12 protein-coding genes are annotated in these 24,056 nt (G+C 72.5%); 7 read left to right on the top strand and 5 right to left on the bottom strand.

What is annotated here, in order from left to right:
• The first annotated feature begins 301 nt into the window (after positions 1-301).
• Complete coding sequence (locus V2S66_RS13680) at positions 302-886, top strand: hypothetical protein (protein WP_330795076.1); 585 nt, start codon at positions 302-304, stop codon at positions 884-886.
• A 91-nt stretch (positions 887-977) separates the two neighbouring features.
• Here the strand turns inward: V2S66_RS13680 and V2S66_RS13675 are convergent, their stop codons facing one another.
• Positions 978-1,343, bottom strand: a complete 366-nt coding sequence (locus V2S66_RS13675; RefSeq protein WP_330795074.1) for a hypothetical protein — start codon at positions 1,341-1,343, stop codon at positions 978-980.
• 353 nt (positions 1,344-1,696) lie between these two features.
• On the opposite strand from V2S66_RS13675, the gene V2S66_RS13670 reads away from it, so the two are divergent.
• Positions 1,697-4,192 (top strand): discoidin domain-containing protein, encoded by a 2,496-nt coding sequence (locus tag V2S66_RS13670; RefSeq protein ID WP_330795072.1) that lies wholly within the window; start codon positions 1,697-1,699, stop codon positions 4,190-4,192.
• 194 nt (positions 4,193-4,386) lie between these two features.
• Here V2S66_RS13670 and V2S66_RS13665 read toward each other — a convergent pair whose 3' ends face one another.
• The gene (locus V2S66_RS13665) at positions 4,387-5,883 is read right to left on the bottom strand and encodes a glycoside hydrolase family 28 protein (RefSeq protein ID WP_330795071.1); all 1,497 of its coding nucleotides are present in this window, start codon (positions 5,881-5,883) and stop codon (positions 4,387-4,389) included.
• Positions 5,884-6,781: 898 nt separating this feature from the next.
• Between V2S66_RS13665 and mmsA the strand changes: the two genes are divergently transcribed.
• The 5 genes from mmsA to V2S66_RS13640 all read left to right on the top strand — a co-directional run bounded on the left by mmsA (position 6,782) and on the right by V2S66_RS13640 (position 13,440).
• Positions 6,782-8,302, top strand: a complete 1,521-nt coding sequence (gene mmsA, locus V2S66_RS13660; protein ID WP_330795355.1) for a multiple monosaccharide ABC transporter ATP-binding protein — start codon at positions 6,782-6,784, stop codon at positions 8,300-8,302.
• Positions 8,299-9,597: a multiple monosaccharide ABC transporter permease gene (gene mmsB, locus V2S66_RS13655; RefSeq protein WP_330795069.1), complete on the top strand. Its 1,299-nt coding sequence runs from the start codon at positions 8,299-8,301 to the stop codon at positions 9,595-9,597. Before mmsA ends, mmsB begins: the two co-directional genes overlap by 4 nt.
• A 77-nt stretch (positions 9,598-9,674) precedes the next feature.
• Entirely contained in the window at positions 9,675-10,784 is a 1,110-nt protein-coding gene (locus V2S66_RS13650; RefSeq protein WP_330795067.1) for a sugar-binding protein, read from the top strand.
• A gap of 230 nt (positions 10,785-11,014) precedes the next feature.
• Positions 11,015-12,208 (top strand): ROK family transcriptional regulator, encoded by a 1,194-nt coding sequence (locus V2S66_RS13645; protein ID WP_330795066.1) that lies wholly within the window; start codon positions 11,015-11,017, stop codon positions 12,206-12,208.
• A 266-nt stretch (positions 12,209-12,474) separates the two neighbouring features.
• Complete coding sequence (locus V2S66_RS13640) at positions 12,475-13,440, top strand: acyl-ACP desaturase (protein WP_330795065.1); 966 nt, start codon at positions 12,475-12,477, stop codon at positions 13,438-13,440.
• A gap of 78 nt (positions 13,441-13,518) precedes the next feature.
• On the opposite strand, the gene V2S66_RS13635 is transcribed toward V2S66_RS13640, so the two are convergent.
• The 3 genes from V2S66_RS13635 to V2S66_RS13625 all read right to left on the bottom strand — a co-directional run bounded on the left by V2S66_RS13635 (position 13,519) and on the right by V2S66_RS13625 (position 23,995).
• The gene (locus V2S66_RS13635; RefSeq protein WP_330795064.1) at positions 13,519-14,349 is read right to left on the bottom strand and encodes a glycoside hydrolase domain-containing protein; all 831 of its coding nucleotides are present in this window, start codon (positions 14,347-14,349) and stop codon (positions 13,519-13,521) included.
• Positions 14,350-14,508: 159 nt separating this feature from the next.
• Complete coding sequence (locus tag V2S66_RS13630; protein ID WP_330795062.1) at positions 14,509-15,285, bottom strand: sulfotransferase-like domain-containing protein; 777 nt, start codon at positions 15,283-15,285, stop codon at positions 14,509-14,511.
• 79 nt (positions 15,286-15,364) lie between these two features.
• Complete coding sequence (locus V2S66_RS13625; RefSeq protein ID WP_330795061.1) at positions 15,365-23,995, bottom strand: amino acid adenylation domain-containing protein; 8,631 nt, start codon at positions 23,993-23,995, stop codon at positions 15,365-15,367.
• Positions 23,996-24,056 lie beyond the last annotated feature (61 nt).

Genomic DNA, 24,056 nt, shown 5'->3' with positions numbered 1-24,056 from the left:
GCGGCGGCCGACGACCGGCGGCCCGTGCGCGGCAGGGCGGGAACACGCCATTTCCGTACGCGCATTTCGGCACCGCTTCGAAGAATTCCCGCCGGAGTGCATTTATGCTCCGCCGGTCGGCAGGGGCAATGAGCTGCGCGCGCATGGCGTCATTTGCCGTGTCAATGGCCAGCAAACGAGACAACGGGGCATTGTTGCCGGCGGAATTGCAGGCGGCCTGATAAGTCCTGGCACGAATATGCCGACGTGCCCATCCTTCTGGAGGCACCACCCACCCGGGCAAGTCCGAGAAGGGACCACCATGACCAGTCTGCCCCGCATGGGCCGTCGCGCCGCCGTAGTCGGCGTGCTCGGCGTCCTCGCTGCCACCATGGGCACCGGCGTCGCCACCGCCCGGCCGGCAGGAACCACGAGCACCATCAAGATCATCGCTGGTGTTCCGCAGACGATCAAGGAATCCAGCGGAATCGCCTTCCAGTGCCCGGCGAACTACGTGATGATCGGCCGCGCGCACTCGGGTGACGAGAACGGTGGCACCACGTACTACTGCGCCCGCATCCTCATCGACGGCTACCAGGTGACGGTCAACGCCGAGCCCTGGTCCGACGCGCAGAAGGAGAGCAACTCGTCCTTCACCGCTCCCGAGGACGAGGTCATCATCGGGCGGCTGCACTCCGGCGACGAGAACGGCAACACGCAGTACCGCACCGCGTACCTGACCTACCAGGGCAGGGAGCTGAGCCTGCAGAACCAGCACACCGTCGGCCCCTACCGGGAGAGCAGCAGCTCCTCCACGGCCGGCGCCGGCGAACTCCTGGTCGGACGCTCGCACTCCGGCGACGAGAACGGCAACACCTACTACCAGTACGCCACGCTCGTCGGCTGACCGAGGCCGCCGGGGCCCGGAGACGTCCGGGGCCCGGACAGCTCCCCGAAGGCTCCCCGACACCATGACCCTGTGTCGGGGAGCTTCCTCGTCAGCGCTGCGGGCTCGCCGGAGCGGGTCGGCGGCCTGCCGACCCTTCGACCTGTTCCGACAGGAAGGAGGGCGCGGTCGGGAGGACGGCGAGGTCGCTGCGTCCGGCGCCGTTGACGATGTCCAGCCGGGTGGCGACGCCGTGCCGGTCCCCGTTCTCGCGCAGTTCGCTCAGCCGGTCCCCGCGGCCGCCCGGCTGCTCGGCCCCTTCCCGGGCCCGAAGCCCGGCTCGGTGAAGAACTTTGCAGCTGTCCAGGTCGCGGGGGCCGGTCGGTCCGGCGGGGAACAGCGGAGCGGGGACGGCGCAGCCGGACCCGGACGGTCCGGTCGTCGACGGCCTCGTAGGGGCGTCGGTGGTGTCCGGCACACCTTCAGCGACGCACTCCCGACCCTGGCCGCCATGCGGGCACAGGGCAAGCCCGCCGGGCGAATCACCGGGACCGCGGATCAGCCGGCTGGACTCCTACGCTCCCCGCGGCGGGATGCGGACGCGTTGCCACGACTGGCTGTCGCCGATGTACGTCGTCAACCGTCTGCTTCCGTCGCGCAGAAGTCAGTATTTTGCGAAACCTCATGGATATCTTGTTGCCACGTCCCGTCGCTGCTTGACTGCCCGGAGACCCGCGGGTCTTCCGGCGGCGATCGGCCCCCGGGATCCAGGTGAAGCGGGACCCGCCAACTACTAGGCCACTGGGGACATTCACGATGAGGTGGACAGGCATGCGCGCGCCGATGGCCGCGCTGGTCGCCGTCGTTCTGGCCGGACTCGCCCAACCCGCCGACGCGCTGAGCCCGCGGCGCCCCGCTCCCGCGGTGGCGCCCGCTCACGGCGTGTCCGGCGCGGACCTGGGCGGCGGGGCAGGCGCCCGCGTGCCCTTCCTGGAGTACCAGGCCGAGGACGGGCGGACCAACGGCACCGTGATCGGTCCCGACTGGGCCTACGGAACGCCGGCGGCCGAAGCCGTGGGCCGCCGGGCCGTCCGGCTGGAGAAGCCCGGACAGTACGTGGAGTTCCGCCTGAAGAAGGCCGCCGACGCGGTCAACGTCCGCTACAGCGTCCCGGACTCCGCCGACGGCCGGGGGATCGACGCCACGCTCGGCGCCTACGTCGACGGACGGTTCGCCGCCTCCCTCCCGGTGACCTCGCGCTACAGCTGGTACTACGGCCAGTACCCGTGGTCCAACGACCCCGCGGACGGCGGTCGGCGGCAGATCTACGACGACGCCCGGCTGATGTTCGGCCGCACCCTGCCGGCCGGCAGCACCGTGCGGCTCCAGATCGGCAAGGGCGACACCGCCCCCTGGTACCTCGTCGACACCGCCGACTTCGAGCAGGTCGCCGCCCCCGCGCGGCAGCCCCGGGGCGCCCTGCCGGTCACGTCCTTCGGCGCCGACCCGACCGGCAGGACCGATGCGAGCGACGCCATCCAGAAGGCCATCGACACCGCCTCCGGCACCGGGCGGACGGTGTGGATACCGCCGGGCACGTACAAGGTCACCCGGCACCTGATCGTCGACCGGGTCACCGTGCGCGGCAGCGGCCCGTGGTACAGCGTCCTGCGCGGCGACGGTGTCGGCGTCTACGGCAGGTACGCGCCCGATGTCAGCTCCGACGTCCACCTGGCCGACTTCGCGCTCTTCGGCGAGGTCGCAGAGCGCGACGACGCCGACCAGGTCAACGGCATCGGCGGCGCGCTGGCGCACTCGACCGTCGACGACCTGTGGATCCAGCACACCAAGGTCGGCGTCTGGATGGACGGCCCGTTCGACGGGCTGGCCCTGTCGCACCTGCGCGTCCTCGACCAGACCGCCGACGGCGTCAACTTCCACGACGGCGTCACCCACTCCTCGGTCACCGACAGCTACGTCCGCGGGACCGGTGACGACGGCCTGGCGATGTGGTCCGACCAGCACCCCGACACCGGCGACGTCTTCGCGCACAACACCGTCAAGAACCCCGCCCTCGCCAACAACATCGCCGTGTACGGCGGCGGCGACAACCAGGTGATCGGCAACGCGGTCTCCGACACCCTGGTCCAGGGCGGCGGCATCCACGTGGGCAACCGCTTCGGAGCCGTCCCGCTGTCCGGCACCACGACCATCGCCGGCAACCTGCTCCAGCGCACCGGGACGCTCGACCTCTTCTCGCACATCGGCGAGGGAGCCCTGTGGTTCTGGGCAGCCGACGCGCCCCTGGACGGCGACGTCGAGGTGCACGACAACGTGATCCAGGACAGTGCCTACGAGGCCGTCCAGTTCCTCGGCTCCTCGGTCGACCACGTGCACCTCGCCCGCGACACGGTGGCCCGCGCGGGCACCTTCGCCTTCCAGTTCAACGCGCCGGGGTCCGCGGAGGCCGACTCCGTGAACGCCTTCGGCCTGGGCGCCGGCGGCCGGTACGACTGCGGCTCCGGCTTCACCCTCGCCCGGGGCCACGGCGACCACGGCTGGTCCGACAGCCGCTGCGGCTACCCCGCGCCCGGACCGCTCCAGGTCAGCGGCCTGGACCAGACCCTGTCGTTCCAGACCGACGCGGTCGGCAGCACCAGCGACCCGCAGACCGTCACCCTCACCAACCCCACCGCGAGGCCCGCGCGGATCGCGTCGATCAGCATCACCGGCGTCTACACCCTCGCCGACACCTGCGGCGCCTTCCTGGCACCCGGCGCGTCCTGCACCGTCGGCATCCGCTTCGCGCCCACCCAGCGCGGCGACCGCAACGGTTCGCTGACCGTGTCCGACGGGACGTCCGCGGGCCGTTACCAGGTCCACGTCAGCGGCCGCGTGGTCAGCAGCACCGTCGGCAACCTCGCCGCCGGCCGCCCGGTCACCGCGAGCAGCTCCCACGAGGGCTTCCCCGTCGCCAACGCGGTGGACTCCGACACCAACACCTACTGGGAGAGCGAGGCGCTCACCGCCCCGCAGTCCCTCACCGTGGACCTCGGCGCCCCCGTCGCCACTTCCCGCGTCACGCTGAAGCTCAACGGCGGCTGGGGCGGACGCACCCAGCGGCTGGAGGTCCTCAGCAGCAGCGACGGTGAGCACTTCACGACCGACGTCCCCGCGGCCGACTACGTCTTCGACCCGACCGGCGACAACAACACCGTCGACATCGCGATCCCCACCGCCGAGCGCCGCTACGTCCGCGTCCAGGGCACGGCCAACAACGGAGCCCCCGGCCTCCAGATCGCGGAGTTCGAGGTCTACGCCGACTGACGCGCCTGCGGCGCGCGTTCCCGCACCGGCAGCGCCCGGCTCCCCCACCTCGGGGCGGCCGGGCGCTGCCGCTGTGCACCGGCGGTCGGCCGCCTCTGAGCGGATCTGCGCCGGGGTGCGCTCCCCGGCCCGTGCAGCCGCACACGGAACGCCCTGCGTGTCCCGGGCTCTCGCGGAGGAGTCAGGCGGTCAGGTCAGCATTTCCGGGTGGAGTTGGTGGTGTTGACGCGCAGGGCGCCGCCTGCGGTGTCGGTGCTGCTGGTCGCGCAGTAGCCGGCGACCGCCTGGAAGCCGAGGTCGTAGGAACTGCCGCTGCCGCGCTGGGCGGTGAAGTGGTCGAACGTGACGGGTCCGCCGCCGTTGGCGATCACCGCGGGGCGGTTGTCGTTCGCCGCGAAGCGCACCGAGGAGTTCACGAAGTGGATGTCGTCGGCGTTGTGAAGGTACCAGCCGTAGGAGGGGCGGGTGCCGATACTGGTCGGGTCGTAGTTGGTGACGTTGTTGGTCGGCAGGGCGGTGTTGACGGCCTGGCTGCCGCCGGGGACGGTGATGGTGACGTTGGTGAACGTCTCGTTGCTGATGTGGTTGCCGCCCGACTCGCCCCACAGGGTGGGGGTGACGCCGGGGCTGCTGCCGGTCGCGGTGATGCCGTCGTAGGTGACGTCGCTGATGTGCCCGACGCCGGGGTTGTTGCCGCAGCGCTTTCTGGTGGCGATCTTCTGGAAGATCGGCGAGTGCACGTTGGTCATGGTGATGTCGCGGTAGTGGACGTCGGAGATGTTCGCGCCGTCCATCGAGACCATGCCCAGGCCCGACTTGTTCGCGCCGTTGATCGTGATGCCCTGGAACTGGTAGTCGGTGAAGTCGCCGCAGGTCTCCGAGCCGAACATCAGCGCGTTGCAGCACCGGGCGGACAGCGTGGAGTCGGTCACCGTGACATGCCCGCTGGGCAGTTTGGCGCCGAGCGCGTAGTCGCTCTTGAAGACCAGCGCGTCGTCGTTGGCGGAGATGTTCGCGTGCGTGACGGTGACGTCGGTGGTGGAGATGATGTTCCAGCCGTCCTGGTCACTGGCGGTGTCGATGGTGAGGTGGTCGGAGACGACGTGGTCGCAGTCGTTGATCAGTGCGGCGAAGTGGCCGCCGTGCCGGATCGTGATCCCGCTGAGGGTGAGGTGGTGGCACCGGGTCAGCGAGATGATCTTGTCGGCCTCGCCGGGCCCCGGGTCCCGGGTGGCGGTGACCAGGTAGCCCATGCCGTCGATGGTTCCCGACCCGGTGAAGCCGATGTCGGTCAGGTTGTCGCCGTAGAACATGGCGTCGTGGAAGTGGCTGTGCCCGTAGTCCTGGTAGGCGTCGTACGGGTTGGGCTCGGCGTTGTCGTAGGTGTCGGCGACCGAGCCCAGGATGGTGGAGCCGGCGTCGAGGTTGATCGTCACGTTGCTCTTGAGGTGGACGGTGTTCTTCGACTTGAAGTTCCCGGCCGGGAACTCCACGATCCCGCCGCCCGCCGCGTTGGCAGCGGTGATCGCCTTCTGGATCGCGGGGCTGTCGTTGACGTGCCCGTCGCCCACGGCCCCGTAGTCCTTGACGTTGAACACGGCCGCGGCCGCGGCCGCTCGGGGAAGCGGGCTGCCGGCGTTGGCGGCGGTCGACCAGAACAGGCCGAGCAGCAACGCCATGACGACACTCACCAAGGTGCTGGTCCGATTCATGTTCCCTCAACTCGTTGCGGTCCCAGAGGGCCGGTGGGGGGGTCGGGTGGGGTGGTCGGGAACGCGGCGTCGTCGAGGCGTTCGCCGGTGCTGCCGGCCCGGCGAGGCCGCCGGCCGCGGCCGACGCAACCGGCGCCGACGGACGTCGCCGGCAGGGCTACGGCTCCCCCGGCAGCAGCAGCCGCCAGGGCCGCGGTGGTACGTGATACGTCATATCTTTCCTTCGTCGCGGGGGTGCCCCGCTGTTTGAGCGCGTGGCCGGGTCTCTCGCGTGTGCGGAACGATGGGCTGCTCGACAGGTGCGGGTGGGGGCGAGGGGGACGAGTCGCGTGAGTCGTCGCATAGGGGTGCCCTTCGCGGGGGGCTGCGGGCTGACACACGGTCACTGAGGGGGTTGCGCAACAGGTCCCCGCCGAGAAGATGGTGCACAGTGTGCTTTCGTGTTTCTTCTGAGGTCAACCCTCACGACGAAGAAACAGATTCGAACAGCCGAGAGCGGCGATGCACCGCAGGTCCACGCCCCGCGCCGGGGAACCGCCGTGTCGCGGGCGCACGAGGCCGCCTGCCGCTCGGGCATCCTCGGCGCACCCGGCGCCCATGACGCCGTCGACGCCCCCGCTGTACCGCTTGTGACACTCCGTCAGCTTCGGCCGCGGGCGTGCGAACGCGGGTCGTACCGCACTCTTGACCTAGTAAAACAAATGGATTTAATGTCCCCTCCTGCAGGCCACACCGAGGCCATGAGCCACCGCGTCGCCATCGGAGGCAAGTTGATGTCCATCGCATGCCGCGTCACCGCATGTCCCCGCACCGGCTTACGAGGCGGCCGTCGCGGCGCGGAGCCCCGCTCGTGACCCGCGGACCGACCCTGCTGGAGATGCGATCGATCACCAAGGCCTTCCCCGGCGTCAAGGCGCTGGCCGACGTCAACCTGGCCGTGCGTGAGGGAGAGATCCACGCCGTCTGCGGGGAGAACGGGGCCGGCAAGTCGACCCTGATGAAGGTCCTCAGCGGCGTCCATCCGTACGGGACCTACAGCGGTGACATCGTCTACCGGGGCGAGCCGGTGCGGTTCCACGACATCCGTGCCAGCGAACGGGCCGGGATCGTCATCATCCATCAGGAACTGGCGCTGGCACCCAACATGTCGATCACCGAGAACCTCTTCCTCGGCAACGAGCCGCGCAGGCACGGCGCGATCGACTGGAAGACCGCCCAGCGCCGGGCGCGGGAGCTGATGAAGCTGGTGGGCCTTCAGGAGGACCCGGACACGCTGATCAGGGACATCGGCGTCGGAAAGCAGCAACTCGTCGAGATCGCGCGGGCGTTCGCCAAAGAGGTACGGCTGCTGATCCTCGACGAGCCGACCGCGGCGCTCAACGAGCACGACTCCCAGCACCTGCTGGACCTGCTGCGCGGCACCCGCGAGCGGGGCATCACCTCGATCATCATCTCCCACAAGCTGAACGAGATCGAGTCGATCGCCGACACCATCACCATCCTGCGGGACGGCCGCACCATCGAGAGCCTCGATGTCGAGGCGGACGGCGTCAACGAGGACCGCATCGTGCGCGGGATGGTCGGCCGCGAGCTGAGCAGCCGCTTCCCGGAACGCACGCCCGACATCGGCGAGGTGTTCTTCGAGGTCCGCGACTGGACGGTACGGCACCCGGCGTCGGACGAGCGGCTGGTCTGCAAGGGATCGAGCTTCCACGTCCGGCGGGGCGAGATCGTCGGCCTCGCCGGTCTGATGGGCGCGGGCAGGACCGAACTCGCGATGAGCCTGTTCGGCCGCTCCTACGGCACCTACGTGTCGGGGGCCGTCCTCGTCAAGGGCGAGGAGGTCGAGCTGAAGTCGGTGGCGGACGCCATCGCGCACGGCCTCGCCTACGTCAGTGAGGACCGCAAGTCGATCGGCCTGAACCTGCTGGACGACGTCAAGACCTCGATCGTGGCGGCCAAGCCGTCCAAGATCGCCACGCGAGGCGTCGTCGACGGGGTGCGCGAGTACCAGGTCGCCGAGGAGTACCGCGGCAGCCTGAAGATCAAGACCCCCAGCGTCGACGAGGGCGTGGTGAAGCTCTCCGGCGGCAACCAGCAGAAGGTCGTCCTGGCGAAGTGGATGTTCACCGACCCGGACCTGCTGATCCTGGACGAGCCGACCCGCGGCATCGATGTGGGCGCCAAGTACGAGATCTACGGGATCATCCAGCGGCTCGTCAGCCAGCACAAGGGCGCGGTGGTCATCTCCTCGGAGCTGCCCGAGCTCATCGGCCTGTGCGACCGCATCTACACGGTGTTCGAAGGCACGATCACCGGTGAGGTGGCGCGCCGTGACGCCGATCCGGAACTCCTGATGAAGCAGATGACCGCGACGAAGAAGAGCCCGACCTCATGAGCCGATTCACAGACCTCCGGAAGAGCCTCTTCGGGGGCACGACCTCCAACGCCCGCCAGTTCGGCATGATCACCACCTTGGTGGCGATCGTCGTGCTGTTCCAGATATGGACCGACGGCCTCACCCTCTCCTCCGGCAACCTGATAGCCGTCGTCAGCCAGTACTCGTACATCCTGATCCTGGCCATCGGGATGCTGATGGTGATCGTCGCCGGGCACATCGACCTCTCGGTCGGCTCGGTGGCGGCGTTCACCGGAATCGTGGTCGCCAAGGCGATGCAGGAGCACTCGCTCGCCTGGCCGGTGGGCATCCTGCTCGGCCTGCTCGTCGGTGCGGCGATCGGGGCCTGGCAGGGTTTCTGGGTCGCCTACGTGGGGGTTCCCGCGTTCATCGTGACCCTTGCCGGGATGATGCTGTTCCGCGGGGGCAACCAGTACATCGGCAACGCCGACACCGTCCCGGTCCCCGAGGGCTTCCGCAAGATCGGCGCCGGCTTCCTGCCCGAGGTGGGACCCGACACCGGGTACAACAACCTGACGCTCCTGCTCGGCGTGGCCGCCTGCGCGGGGGTGCTCTGGCGGGAGTGGAGAGCACGCCGGACCCGGCGGGAGATGGACGCCGACATGGCGCCGGTGTGGATCACCGCGCTGCGCCTGGTGGTGATGATCGGGATCGTCGTCTTCACGACGCTGCGCTTCGCGGGCGGCCGGGTGGGCACCAGCGTGCCGATCTCCGGCATCATCCTGATCGTCCTGGTGCTGGGCTACTCCTTCTACACCCGCAATACCGTGGGCGGCCGGCGCATCTACGCGGTCGGCGGCAACGCCCGCGCGGCCGAACTGTCGGGCGTCAAGCTCAAGCGGGTCAACTTCTTCGTCATGATGAACATGTCCGTTCTGGCCGCCCTGGCCGGCATGATCTTCGTCGCCCGCTCCGCGGCCTCCGGGCCGCAGGACGGTCTGAGCTGGGAACTCGACGCCATCGCGGCCGTCTTCATCGGCGGCGCGGCCGTCTCGGGCGGACTCGGCACGGTCAGCGGCTCGATCGTCGGCGGTCTCGTCATGGCCCTGCTCAACAACGGCCTGCAACTGGAGGGCGTCGGCTCCGACATGGTCCAGATCATCAAGGGCCTGGTCCTCCTCCTCGCGGTCGCGTTCGACGTCTACAGCAAGAGCCAGGGGCGCTTCTCGGTCATCGCGGCACTGATGCGGCCCTTCCGGCAGGGCGAGCGAGGCGACCCGGTCGAGGAGTCCTTCGCGACGTCCGATCCCGGCAAGGCTCCGGTCGCTCGCTGAGCGCCCGCCGCCGAAGGCGGCGGGACCTGCCGGCTCCCACCTTTTCCCCGACCATCGGCAAGAAGGGCACCTTCACCATGCGCAGATTCATTCCACGGGCCATCGCCGCGATCGGCGCCGTCGCGCTGCTCACCGTCGGCACGGCCTGCTCCAACGACCGCGAGGGGTCCGGCAGCGACTCCGGTGGCAACGCCAAGGGCTTCGCCAAGGACGCACTGGTCGGGGTCGCCCTGCCGGCCAAGACCTCGGAGAACTGGGTCCTGGCAGGTGACCTCTTCACCCACGACCTGAAGACCGCCGGCTTCAAGGCCGACGTGGCGTACGCGGGCGCCTCGACCACTGTCGCCGACCAGCAGGAGCAGATCTCCTCCATGGTCACCAAGGGCGCCAAGGTGATCGTGATCGGGGCGACCGACGCCTCGCAGCTGTCCACGCAGGTGGCGCAGGCCAAGCAGGCCGGCGCGACCGTCATCGCCTACGACCGGCTGATCACCAACACCCCGGATCTCGACTACTACATCGCCTTCGACAACTACAAGGTCGGCCGGTTGCAGGGCCAGGCCCTGCTGGACGGCATGAAGACGAAGAAGCCCCAAGGGCCGTGGACGATCGAGCTGTTCTCCGGCTCGCCGGACGACAACAACTCCAAAGTGTTCTTCGGCGGCGCCATGAGCGTGCTCCAGCCTCTCATCGACAAGGGTGACATCGTTATCGGCTCCGGTCAGAAGGACATCAAGCAGACCGCGATCCAGGGGTGGAAGGCAGAGAACGCGCAGCAGCGCATGGACTCGCTGCTGACGTCGACCTACACCGGCGGGAAGACGCTGGACGGCGTGCTGTCCCCGAACGACACCCTCGCCCGCGCGATCATCACCTCGGTGAAGAGCGCCGGCAAGCCGGTCCCGATCGTCACCGGTCAGGACTCCGAGGTCGAGTCGGTCAAGTCGATCATGGCCGGGGAGCAGTACTCGACCATCAACAAGGACACCCGCAAGCTCGTCGCGCAGACGGTGGAGATGGTCAAGGCCCTGCAGAAGGGCGGGAAACCGCAGATCAACGACACCAGGTCGTACAACAACGGCGTCAAGGTCGTCCCGTCCTACCTCCTCCCGCCGGTCATCGTGACCAAGGAGAACGCCGCCGAGGCCTACGCCAGCGACCCCAAGCTGGCGCCGCTCACCAAGTAGCTCCGGGGAGAGACCCGGCCGCCGCCCCCAAGAGCCTTCCGCCACTCCCCGAGACGCCTCCGGACCTCTCGGGGAGTCGTGCGTGCGCCCTTTCCGGCAGGCGCGGGGAAGGATCGGCCGCCGGTGCCGCTGCGAGAAGCTGATGTATGTTTGCCGGGAACCACGAGGAAGGACCGCGCGTGCGGCAGGCAGGGGCCAATCTCCCGAGAGTCGGACGGTACAACCGGGCGGTGGTCCTGGATCAGATCCAACTGGCGGACGGCATCAGCCGGGTGGAGATCGCCCAGTACACCGGCCTCACCCCGCAGACGGTCTCCGGGATCGTGCGCCGCCTTCTCAACGAGGGGATCGTCCGGGAGGACGGTGCCAGCCGGGTCGCCGGCGGGGGCAAGCCCCGTACCACCCTGCGGATCAACGGGGAAGCGGGCTGCGCCGTCGGCCTGCACTTCGACCCGGTCGAACTCACCTGTGCCGTGGTCGACCTGCTGGGCCGGCCGCTGGTCGTCAAGAAGCGCTCCTCGCTCGCCGGCACCGACCCGTCCCACGTCGTGAAGGCGATGGCCGACGTGGTCGACGAGGCGCTGGACGAAGCCGGGGTCCCGCGCGGCAGGGTCCTGGGGCTGGGCCTCGCCGCTCCGGGGCCGATAGACCAGGAACTCGGCATGATCGTCGCCCCGCCACAGCTCGCGCACTGGTCCCGGGTGCCGCTGCAGAGGATGCTCAGCGACGCCACGGGCCTGCCGGTGACGCTGGACAACGACGCCACCGCGGCCGCCGTCGGCGAGCGCTGGTCCGGCGTGGGCCGCGGGGTGGCGAACTTCGCCTACTTCTTCTTCGGCACCGGTATCGGCGGCGGTCTCATCCTCAACCACCAGGTCTACCGGGGTGGTTCGCTCAACGCGGGCGAGTTCGGGCACTCCAGCGTGCTGCCCGACGGGCCGGAGTGCTACTGCGGCAACCGGGGCTGCCTCGAACTGCTCGTCAACCCCTCCGCGATCGTCGCCGAGGTGCACCAGCGGCTCGCCGCGGGACCCCGCGGCGGCGGCATGCTGGCGAACGCGTTCGCCCGCGACCCCGGCTCGGTGGACCACCCGGCCGTCCGCCTGGCCGCCGGGGCCGGGGACCCGGTCGCCGCCGAGGTCGTCGACAGGGCCGCCGAGCACGTCGCGTCGGTCGCCGTCAGTATCGCCAACTTCATCGACGTCGACCTCATCGTGCTCGGGGGCCACGGGATCCAGCACGTGGAGGAGCGATACGTCAGGACCGTCGCGTCGGCGTTGGCGGCCCGGCCGCTGTCCCGCCACATCAGGGTCGTCGACGTCGTCCCCTCGGCGCTGGGAACCGACGCCGCCGTGGTGGGCGGCGCGGCGCTCGTCCTGCACGCCACCTACTCCCCCCAGTTGTCGGAGCTTCTCGCGCACTGACCGCGCCGCCCGCGCCGCCCGCCGGCCGGCGGTCCGCGAGGGGCGGGGCGGGCGGCGCGGGCCCCGGAGCGGCTCGCCCCGCGGGCAGCGGTCGAGCTGCCGCCATCCCGTATTTCTACATCCTGTAATAGTGTGCGGAGGGTCCGCCGTTCGCCGCGGGTCCAGACTGCGGCGCTGCGTAAGCAGGCCGGCGCTCGCTGCGACCCGCAGGTCCGCTTCCGTCGCGTCGCCACCGCGGCCCAACCCGCACCCCCACAGGAGTCCTCGTGCCCCTCACTTCGCCGTACCTCGCCCCCTCCGACTCCTGGAGCGACGCACGTCTCCTCCAGGCCCTGGAGGAGGTCGTGGCGCGCGAACTCGACCGGCACCTCGGGGCGGCCAAGGAGTGGATGCCGCACGAGTACGTACCCTGGAGCGACGGCCGCAACTTCGACGGTGTGCTCGGCGGTGAGGCGTGGGCGCCGGAGCAGTCCAAGGTCTCCGAGGTCGGCCGGATCTCGCTGGTGGTGAACCTGCTGACCGAGGACAACCTGCCGAGCTACCACCACGAGATCGCCACCCTCTTCGGCCGCGACGGCGCCTGGGGGACGTGGGTGCACCGCTGGACCGCCGAGGAGGGCCGGCACGCGATCGTGATGCGGGACTACCTGCTGGCCAGCCGGGCGGTCGATCCGTGCGAGCTGGAGCGGTTCCGGATGCAGCACATGTCGGAGGGGTTCGAGCACGACCACCGGCACAGCATGCTGCACTCGGTGGCGTACGTGGCGTTCCAGGAGCTGGCCACCCGGGTGTCGCACCGCAACACCGGCCGCGAGTCCGGTGATCCGGTGTGCGAGCGGATGCTCGCCAGGATCGCCACCGACGAGAACCTGCACATGGTCTTCTACCGGAATCTGCTGGCCGCGGCGCTGGAGCTGGCCCCGGACCTGGCGCTCGTCGCCATCCGCGACGTCGTGGTGGGCTTCCGGATGCCGGGGCACGGGATGCCCGGGTTCGAGCGGGCGGCGGCCCGGATGGCCATCGGGGGGATCTACAACCTGCGGGTCCACCACGACGACGTGCTGCTGCCGGTGCTGCGCCATCTCAAGGTGCCGGACCGCGGCGGGCTCGGCCCCGAAGGGCTGCGCGCGCAGGAGGAGCTGGGGCTGTTCATCAGCGGGCTCAACGAGCAGGCGGTGCGCTTCGACGAACGGCGCGCCGCCCTGCTCACCCGCCGCCAGGCCCGCGCCTGACGCCGAGGCGGCAGACGGTCGGCCGTCCGCATGACGGGGCCGGGGCCGCCGGCCGGGCGGGCCCGGCGGCCCGGCGGGTCAGCCGACGACGGCGACCGGGCCGTCCCAGGCGTCGCGGTCCACCGTGAGGGTGTACCCCTGGCGGGTTTCCCTGCTGTCGACCGTGTACTGGTGGCCCCGACTGTGGTCGGTGTACAGGCCGGCGGCCCACGGCCAGTCCGTGGTCGTGCTGGCCTTGCCGTCGTACAGGGCGTACCAGAGGTTGCCGGGCAGGTCCGTCCTGTTCGTCGCGGTCGCGACCGCCTTGGCGCTGGACGTCGCGAAGCCGTAGTAGCCGGCCCGGAACGTCCTGGCACGCAGCGCCTTGGTGAAGGACCGCACGTACGTCAGCACGGCGTTGTTGCACGACGTGTTCGTGAGGGCGTACGGCTCCATGTCGAGGTAGATCGCGGAGCCGGCCTTCATCCCGAGCGCCGCGGCGCTGGCGACCGCGTCGTTGCCGTCACCGGTGCCGAGCGCGGCAGCCGTGGCCGCGGTGATCTTCTCCTTGCTGGAGCCGGTCTGGCACGGCGGCTGGGCGCCGACGTAGATCGGGATGAGCTTCCACCCCGACGCGCTGACCGACCTCACCCAGGACGCGGTGAGGTTGGCCTGCGTGCAGCCCCGGTTCCTGCCGCCGACGTAGACGGCGGCGCCGCCGTAGTAGCCGTCGCCCTTCCACGCCTTCATCGCCGAGAGCGACGGGGCCGAGCAGGCGTCGAAGGCCCGCCCGGTGAACGTCTTCTGCGCGGGCCAGGTGGTCGCGGCCATCGACGTCTGCGCCATGATCACACCCGCTGCCACGACGGCCGCTCCCGCCGTGCTCCAGGCGATGTAGCGGCCCTTTCTGGACAATCTGTGCTGGGACAATCCCCACCCTCACTCGTTCGATCAGCGGCTTCTCCCCGCTGACGCTCACGCAGGCCCGGCCGAGCCGACAGCAGATCGTACGGGTCGCCGGGCGCTCCACCGGCATCCGGGGCCGCCGCACGAACCGCGGCGCCGAGGGCGCCCGGCCCGTGACAGCGGTCAGCGCGCGTCGGCCGCTGTCATCTCGCGACGTTCCGGCCTGCGCGCCGGGACGGCCGTGCCGACCGCACCGGCCGCGTACGCCCGCAACTGCTCGTACGCCCCGATGTGTGCCGCGTAGAGCGCGGCGAGCCGTCCGTCGTTGTGGATGTTCACCGGGTACTGCTTGGCCACCGGGTTGAAGCCGGAACTCCGGGCGGCGTCACGGTGCCAGGCGGCGGTGCGCTGCCACTCCGGGCGGTCCTGCGGGGACCAGTCCATCGCCTCCGGCACGAAGGGGATGCCGGTGCGCCGGCAGTAGTCGCGCACCACGGCTTCGGGGGCGGTGATCAGGTTCTCGGCCTCGACGACCACCGGGAGGTCGCCGAAGGGCGGCCGGACGGTCTCGAAGAGGTCGAGCAGATGGCCGTAGCCGATCTCGTCGCAGGTCACCTCGTTCTTCATCGCGTAGTGGGAGGCGATCGTCTGCTCGGGGTGGCGCAGCAGGAAGGTGTGCGTCCCGAGGTAGGGGAAGCCGGGGTCGTCCAGCAGGTCATAGCGGGCGTCGGTCACCTCCTTGACGAAGACCCCCGTCTCCCGTGCCTTCTCGCGGAGGAGGTCGGTCACGTCCGCCGAGTGGTGGAGACGTACGCCGTCGATCGTGGTGTGGCCCTCGGCGACGATGCTGGAGAAGGGTTCGTGCACCACGAGGAAGTCGCCGCGTTCGGCCATCATGCGCAGGAAGGCGGTCGACAGGGCGCGGGGGGTGCTCCACATGAACAGGATCGGGTGCGGCATGGCAGGGCTCCTTGTGCTGGAGGGGACCGGGGGTGCGACAGAGCGCGGGGGGGTGTGGAGGGGTGCGGGGCAGGGGCGGTCAGACGGCGGCCGGCGCGGGCGCCGGGACCGCCGCGCCGAGCACGGCTCCCGCCACGGCTGCCGACCGGACCGGCCGCATCAGGTCGTGGTGGCCGCAGTCGAGGACGGTCTCGGTGATCCGGCCGGTCGCGAAGGGCGCCCACCGGTCCGTGCCGGTCGTGCCGGCGGGGGCGGTGCGGGCAGCGGTCACCACGACCAGGTCGCCGTGGAACAGGCGCGGCGTGTGGGCGCGTTGCGCCCGCCGTGCGAGGTCGGCGTGGTCGCGCATCGCGGCGAGCATGGGCGCCCCGACCACCTGGACCGCCTCCTGCTCGGCGCAGTCGCCGGGTGACCGGGAGGTCCCGAGCAGCCCGTCGAGTGCGGCCTCCTCCGGTCCGGGGTCCCGCAGGTCCGCCGCCGCGCCGGGATAGGCGTCCAGCAGCGCCAGCGTCTCGACCCGTTCGCCCGCCTCCTGGAGGCGGACCGCCAGCTCGTGCGCGACCACGCCGCCGAAGGACCAGCCGGCCAGCAGGTAGGGGCCCTCGGGCCGGACGGCGCGGATCTCCCGCAGGTACGCCTCGGCGGCTTCGGTGACGCTGTGCGGCGGCTGCGCGTCATCCGCGAGGCCCGGGGCCTGGAGCCCGTAGAGCGGCCGGTCCGCGGGCAGATGACGGACGAGCGCGGCGTAGGACCAGCTCAGTCCGCCCGCGGGGGGGAGGCAGAACAGCGGCGGCAGGCCGCCGGTGGGCTTGAGCGGGAGCAGCCGCCCGAAGCCGTCGGGGCCTGCCGTCCGCTCCGGCAGGGCCGCGGCGATCCCGGCGGCGGTCGGCGTGGCGAAGAGGGCACGGACGGGCACCGGGGTGCCGAGGGCCTCCGTGAGGCGGGCCACGAGCGTGACGGCGAGCAGCGAGTTGCCGCCGAGGTCGAAGAAGGAGTCGGTGGCGGCGACATCGGGCAGCCCGAGCACCTCGGCGAACACCGCACATGTCCTTTCCTCCCGGGCGGTGCGCGGCCGGCCCGGCGCTGCCCGCCCGGCGAAGTCGGGCGCGGGCAGCGCCCGCCGGTCCACCTTGCCGTTGCGGGTGAGCGGCAGTGCGTCGAGCACCACGACCGCCGCCGGGACCGTCCGGGCGGGAAGCAGGCCGGCGCACCACTCCCGCAGCGACGCGGGCTCCGCGCCGGCCGGACCGGGGACGGCGTAGCCGACGAGGTGGCGGGCGCCGGACGGGGAGGTGTGGAGGGCGGCCGCCGCCTGGTGGACGTCGGGGTGGCGGCGCAGGGCGTGTTCGACCTCGCCGAGTTCGACGCGGACGCCGTGCAGTTGGACCTGGTCGTCGGCGCGGCCGAGGAACCGCAGTGCGCCGTCGGCGCCGCGGCGGACGAGGTCGCCGGTGCGGTACATCCGGGTGCCGGGATCGTACGGGCAGGCCACGAAGGCGGCGGCGGTGCGGCCGGGGCGGCCGAGGTAGCCCCGGGCGAGTCCGGCGCCGGCCAGGTAGAGCTCGCCGGTCACCCCCGGGGGCACCGGCCGCAGCCGGGCGTCCAGGACGTACGCCGCGGTGCCGTCCAGGGGGCTGCCGATCGGCAGCGAGGGCGTGTCCCGCGCGCCGTCCTCGGGAAGGACCCGGTGGTAGGTCGCGACGACCGTGGCCTCCGTGGGGCCGTAGCCGTTGAACATCCGCCGCCCGTGGGCCCATACGGCGAGCGCCGGGCTCCCGGCCTCACCGCCGATGGTCAGCGTCCGCAGCGCGGGCAGGCTCCGGGCCGCCCGCGCGGGCAGCGCCCCGAGGAGGGCGGGCGGCACGAAGGCGTGGGTGATCTCCTCCTCGGCGAGCAGCCGCACCAGGTCGGGTCCGACGGGGCCGGCGGGGGGGACCACCAGGGTCGCGCCCGAGAGCAGCGCCCGGAACACCTCGCCGGTCGCCGCGTCGAAGCCCGGTGAGGCGAGGTGCAGCACCCGGCTGCCGGGACCGACGTCCAGGACGCGGATCTGACGGCGCACCAGGTGGGTGATGCCTTGGTGGGTGACCATGACGCCCTTGGGCCGCCCGGTCGACCCCGAGGTGTGGAGGACGTAGGCGGGGTGGTCGGGGAGCGGCCGGACGCCGGCGGGTCGCGGGCCCGGGGAGCGGGAGGACAGCAGTTCACGGATGCCCGGGGCGTCGAGCAGCAGAGCGGTGGCGGCCGCCTCCGGGGGGAGGTGGGCGGCGCCGGCGCGGGTGGTGACCACCACGGCCGGGCGGGCCTCGTCCAGCAGCCGGGCGACGCGCTCGGCGGGCTGCCCGCTGTCGAGCGGGAGATAGGCCGCCCCGGTCTTGGTGGTGGCGAGCATCGCCACCACCATCGCGCCGGAGCGGGGCAGCGCCAGCGCGACCACGCGCTCGGGGCCCGCTCCCCGCCCGGCGAGCAGGGCGGCGAGACGGTCGCTGCGGTCGTCGAGTCCGGCGTACGTGAGCCGCTCGTCCCCGGCGGCGAGTGCGACGGCCTGCGGGGTGCGGCGGGCCTGGGCGGTGAACAGCTCGGGCAGGGTGGCGGGCGCCAGGTCCTGCGCCGGGGTGACGGGGGCGGTGAGGGTCCGGCGCTCCTGCGGCGACAGGAGGTCGATGCGGTGGTCGGGGTCGGCCGCCGCCGCTGCGAGCACCCGCAGGAGCCGGTCCACGACGTCGGCGGCCTGCTCGGGGCCGAGCACGTCGGCGGCGCTCTGCAGACGGCCTTCGATCCCCGCTTCGGCGCCGTCGGCCCCGAAGCGCTCGGCGAGGTTGAGGCCGAGGTCGAAGCGGGCCGTGCGGGCCTCCAGGGGTTCGGCGCTCACGTCCAGCCCCTGGAGGGCGAACTCCCCGGCGCCCGCGGCGCCGAAGGCGAGGATCACCTGGAAGAACGGGTGCCGGGCCGCCGACCGGTCGGGGCGCAGGGCGTCCACCACCCGGTCGAACGGGATGTCCTGGTGGGCGAACCCGGCCAGGTCGGTCTCGCGCACCCGGGCCAGCAGTTCACGGAAGGTGGGGGTGCCGGAGACGTCGGTGCGCAGCGTCACCATGTTGACGAACATGCCGACGAGGCCGTCGGGCGCCCCGTCGGGCCGTCCCGCCACGGGCGTGCCGACGGGGATGTCGCCGCCGGCTCCCAGTCCGGCGAGGACGGCCGCGAAGGCCGCGTGCACCACCATGAAGACGGTGGCGCCCTCGGCGCGGGCGAGTCGCCGCAGGCCGTGGTGGAGCCGCGCGCCGATCCGTACCTCCACCCCGGCTCCCGCCGCGCCGGCCCGGGTGCGGCGGTCGCCGCCGAGAGCGGTGTCCAGGGTGAGGCGTTCCGGCAGGCCGGCCAGTTGCCGCCTCCAGTAGTCCAGTTGGCGGGCGGACAGGCTCGCGGGGTCGTCCTCCGAGCCCAGGACGTCGCGCTGCCAGAGTGTGTAGTCGGCGTACTGGACCGGCAGCGGGGGCAGGGCGGGGCCGTGCCCGCCCAGCCGCGCCCGGTAGGCGGCGGCGAGGTCGGAGAGCAGCGCGTCCATCGACAGGCCGTCGGCGGCGATGTGGTGCACGACCAGCAGCAGGACGTGCTCGTCGGGGGCGAGGCTCAGCAGTTCCGCGCGCAGCGGCACCTCCCGCCGGACGTCGAACGGCCGGCCCGCCGCCTCGGCGAGCCGCGCGGACAGCTCGTCGGGGGCGACGTCGCGCAGCGTGAGGACCGGGGTGGTGCCGTCGGGCGGCAGGATGTGCTGGCGGGGGGCGCCGTCCACGTCGGGGAAGACGGTGCGCAGAGTCTCGTGGCGGGCGGCGAGGTCCCGCAGCGCGGCGGCGAGGGCCGCGGTGTCGGGTGCGCCGCGCAGCCGGAAGGCGAACGGCATGCCGTACAGGGCGCTCGGGCCCTCCAGCCGCTCCAGGAACCACAGGCGGCGCTGCGCGGGCGACAGGGGCAGTGCGGCGGGCCGCACCACACTGAGCAGCGGCGGCAGCGCGGGGGCGGTCCGGGCGGCCGCGACGCGCTCGGCGAGCAGCGCGGGTGTCGGCGCCTCGAAGACGGCCCGCAGCGGGAGGTCGACGCCCAGTGCGGTACGGACGCGGGCGACCAGCCGGATCGCCGACAGCGAGGTGCCGCCGTTTTCGAAGAACGAGTCGTCAGGACCCGCGTCCTGCGCGGCGAGCACGTCGGCGACGATCCGGCACAGCTGGGCCTCCAGTTCCGTCCCCGGCGCCCGCGCGGGCAGGGCGGGTTCGGCCCGGACCATGCCGGGCAGGGCCCGGCGGTCGAGTTTGCCGCTCGGGGTGAGCGGCAGCCGCTCCACGGCCGCCATCGACGCGGGAACCATGTGCGCGGGCAGCACCGCGGCGGCGAACTCGCGTACGGCGGCGAGGTCCAGCGCGGACGTCGCGGACGCGTCGCCCGGAGCGCCGCCCCCGGGCCCGTCGGCCGCGGGACCGGCCGCCGCCGGCACCAGGCAGGCCACCAGGTGCTTGTCGCCGGAGGCGTCCTCCTGGACGGCGACGGCGGCACGCAGCACTGCGGGGTGGCGTTCGAGGACCGCCTCGACCTCGCCGATCTCGATGCGGAAGCCGCGGATCTTGACCTGGCCGTCGGCGCGGCCGAGGAACTCCAGCGCGCCGCCGGGGGTGCGGCGGACCAGGTCGCCGGTGCGGTACATGCGGGCGCCGGGGTCGAAGGGGCTGGCCACGAAGCGCTCGGCGGTCAGTCCTGGGCGGCCGCCGTAGCCGCGGGCCAGGCCGGTGCCGGCCGCGTACAGCTCGCCCGGGGTGCCTGGGAGCACCGGGCGCAGGGCGCTGTCGAGCACGTACAGGCGGGTGTTGAGGGTGGGGCCGCCGATGAGGACGGCCGCCGGGGGGGCTTCGAAGTTCCAGCCGGTGACCTGCACGGTGGTCTCGGTGGGCCCGTACATGTTGGCCAGCGGGAGGGAGAAGAGGTCGAAGAACCGCCGGGCGAGGGAGAGCGGGAACTCCTCGCCGCCGCAGATGACCCGGCGCAGGCTGCCGCAGTCGGCCGGGACCGCCTCCGCGAGGAAGGCCCCGAGCATGGACGGGACGAAGTGGACGACGGTGACGCGTTCCCCGCGGATGAGACGGCCGAGGTAGCGGGGGTCCATGTGCCCGTGCGGCACGGCCACGACGAGGGCGGCGCCGTACAGCAGGGTCCAGAAGACCTCCCACACGGAGACGTCGAAGGCGTAGGACGTCTTGTGCATCACGCGGTCGTCACCGGTGAGGGGGAAGTCCTCCTGCATCCACGCCACGGTGTTGACCACGCCCTCGTGGGTGATCTGCACACCCTTGGGGCGGCCGGTCGACCCGGAGGTGTGGATGACGTAGGCGAGGTGGCCGGGCAGCAGCGGGACGGTGCGCTCGTCGTCGGTGAGGTCGTGGGCGGGGAGGACGGCCAGCGCCCGGACGGTCGCGGGGTCGTCGAGGACGACGGCGGCGGGGCCCGCGCCGGGCAGCGGGCCGCCTGCGGCGGTGGTGACCGCCAGTACCGGCCGGGTGTCGCCGATCATCGTCGCGACCCGCTCGGCGGGATAGGCGGTGTCGACCGGGAGGTAGGCCGCGCCGGTCTTGACGACGGCCATCAGGGCCACGACCGCGTCCGCCGAACGCGGCACGGCGAGGGCGACGACCGTCTCCGGCCCGGCGCCGCGGGCGGCGAGCAGCCGGGCGAGCCGGTTGGCCCGGGCGTTCAGGTCGGCGTAGCTGAGTGCGGTGCCCTCGAAGACCGCGGCGACGGCGTCCGGGGCGCGGCGGACGCGTTCTTCGAAGACGGCGGGCAGGGTGGGGCCGGGCAAGGGGGCGGCGGTGTCGTTCCACCGGGCGAGGTCGTCGTGCTCGGCGCGGGAGAGCAGGTCGACCGCGGACACCGGGGCGTGGGGTGCCGCGGTGAACGCGCTGAGGGCACGGGCGAGCCGGGCAGCCAGCGCCTCGGCCTCCTGCGGTGTGAACAGGTCCGGGCGGTGGGTGAGTTGGAGGGTGAGTCCGTCGTGGCCGCCGGGCAGCGAGGAGGGCAGGACGGCCAGGGACACCGCGTAGTGGGTCGCGTCGTGGTGGGTGGAGCCGGTCACGGCGAGCCCGCCGGGCAGCGATCCGCCCGTGACGGCGTCGAGCGGGTAGTTCTCGAAGACGGTCATGGTGTCGAAGAGGACACCGAGGCCGGCGTCGCGCTGGATGTCGGCGAGACTCGCGTGCTGGTGGTCCAGCAGCCGGATCTGTTCCTGCTGGACCCGGCCGAGCAGGGCGGCGACGGACTCGTGGGGGTCGAGCCTGACCCGTACCGGCAGGGTGTTGATGAACAGACCCACCATCCGCTCCACACCGGGCAGTTCGGCGGGCCGGCCGGACACCGTGCCGCCGAAGACGACGTCGTGGCGCTGGGTGAGCCGGCTGAGCAGCAGTGCCCACGCCGCCTGGACGACGGTGTTCTGAGTGACCCCGCAGGATCGGGCGAGGGCGTCGAGAGCGGCGGTGTGCTCGGCGCCGAGTTCGTGGCGGACCCGGCCCGGCGCGGTGTCCGGCGGGCCGGCGGGCGTGGGGGCGAGCCGGGTGGGCCCGTCGAGTCCGCGCAGGGATTCGGCCCATGCCTCCCGGGTGGCGGCGCCGTCCTGCCGGCTGAGCCGGCGCAGGTAGTCGCGGTACGGGGTGACCGCGGGCAGTCCCGCGAGGTCCCCCCCGCGCTCGTAGAGGGCGAACAGCTCGCCGAGCACGATGGGCAGTGACCAGCCGTCGAGGACGATGTGGTGGTGGGTGAGCACCAGCCGGTTGCGGTCGTCGGCGAGGCGGACCAGCACCACCCGCAGCAGCGGCGGGTGTTCCGGGTCGAAGCGGGTGGTGCGTTCGAGGTCCGCGACCCGGTCGGCGGCGGCGTGCGCGGCCTCGGGGTCCAGGCCGCGCAGGTCGACGGCACGCCAGGGCGACGGGACCCGGGTGCGGATGACCTGGACGGGGTCGGCGTCCGCGGGCTGGCGGAACTCGGCCCGCAGGTTGGGGTGTCGGCGCAGCAGCGCGTGCGCCGCGGCCTCCATCGCCGAGGCGTCGAGCGGTCCTTCCAGGTCCAGGGTGAGCTGGGCGACGTACGGGTCGTCGGCCCGCTGGTCCAGCAGCGCGTGGTAGAGCAGTCCCTGCTGGAGCGGCGAGAGCGGGAGGATGTCGTCGAGGGCGCCTTCCGCCTCGAAGGCGGTGATCCGCTCCTCGCCGAGCGCGACCAGCGGCAGGTCCGAGGGGGTCCGCCCGGCGTGGGCGGTGTACGTGTCGGGGTCGGCGAGTGCGGTGAGGGCCCGCGTCCACACCTCGGCCAGGGCGGTCACCTCAGCCGTGTCGAGGAGGGCGGAGGCCCATACCCAGGTGGCCTCCAACGCAAGTGCGCCGTCGGGGAGTTCGCGGGTCTCCGCGATGATCTCCAGCGCGTGGCCGAGCGGCATGTCCAGGTCCGCGCCGAGGGGGCGGGGGCCGACGTCCGCGCCGCCGGGGCCGGTGCGTCCGAGGTAGGTGAAGCCGATCTGCGGGCGGGGCAGAGCGGCGAGGGCCGGCGCGGTGTCCGGGTTCAGCCGACGCAGGAGGCCGAACCCCGCGCCGTTCTCGGGGAGGGCCCGCAGCTGTTCCTTGGTCCGCTTGAGCAGCCGCGCTCCTTCGGCGCCGCCCGCGCCCGCGGCGGGCCAGTCGGTGCCACCGGGGGTCAGCGCCACCGGGTAGGTCGTGGTGAACCAGCCGACGGTCCGGGAGAGGTCCGCGCCGGGCACCAGCCCCTCCTCCCTGCCGTGCCCCTCGACGTCCACCAGCACCGGGACGGCCGTCGGCCCCGAACCGCCGCGGTGGACGCGCAGTTGGGCGACGGAGGCGGCGAGCGCCGTCAGCAGCGCCTCCGGCACCCCGGTGCGGAAAGCCACCGGAAGGGCCGTGACCAGCCGCTTCGTCACGTCCGCGGGGAGGACGGTGCGCAGGGTCCCGGCGGAGCGCAGGGTGTCACGGGCGGCATCGAACGGCACCCGGCCCAGAAGTGGTTCGTCGACACCGTCCAGCATCTCCCGCCAGAGGGCGGCCTGTTCGGTGCGCGCCCGCGCCGCGTCCGCGAGCCCGAGCGCCCACTGCCGGAAGGAGGTCGGAACGGGAGCCAGTTCGGGGGCGTGTCCGCCGCGGGCCGCGTCGAGGGCCGCGTGCAGGTCGGGAAGCAGGATCCGCCAGGACACCGTGTCGACCACCAGGTGGTGCGCGACCAGCAGGAGCCTGCCCTCGGCCGGTCCGGCGTCGAACCAGACGGCGTGGAGCACCGCGCCCGCGAAGGGGTCGAGGCGCAGTCGGGCGGCCTCGCCCTCACGGGCGACGGTGGCGGCGAGTTCCGCGCCCGCCATCCCGGCGACCGGGACTCGGTGGACCTCTGCGCCCCGACCGTCGCCGGGGGTGATCCCGCTGTGCCAGGTGCCGTCGGCCCCCGACAGGCGGGTGCGCAGGGCGTCGTGGCGGTCGAGGAGGGCACCGACGGCGGTCCGGACGTGCTCGGCGCGCAGGCCGCCGGGGGTGACGACGACCGCCGACTGGTTGAACCCGGCGACCGGGCCGCCCAGTTCGGCGAGGGCGGCGACGGCCGGGGTGAGCGGGACCGGGCCGACGGCCGCACCGGCGGGCTCGGCCGGGGCCGCCGGGCCGGCCAGCGGCGCGGCCACCGCGGCGAGGGCGGCGACGGTGCGGTGCTCGAAGACCTCGCGCGGGGAGAGCGCGAACCCC

Origin of the sequence: Actinacidiphila polyblastidii, assembly GCF_036353415.1 — a bacterium.
In the GTDB taxonomy this organism is placed as follows: Bacteria; Actinomycetota; Actinomycetes; order Streptomycetales; family Streptomycetaceae; genus Actinacidiphila; species Actinacidiphila polyblastidii.
The sequence above is the reverse complement of the archived record's forward strand: the minus strand, read 5'-3'. Positions and strand labels throughout refer to the sequence as shown.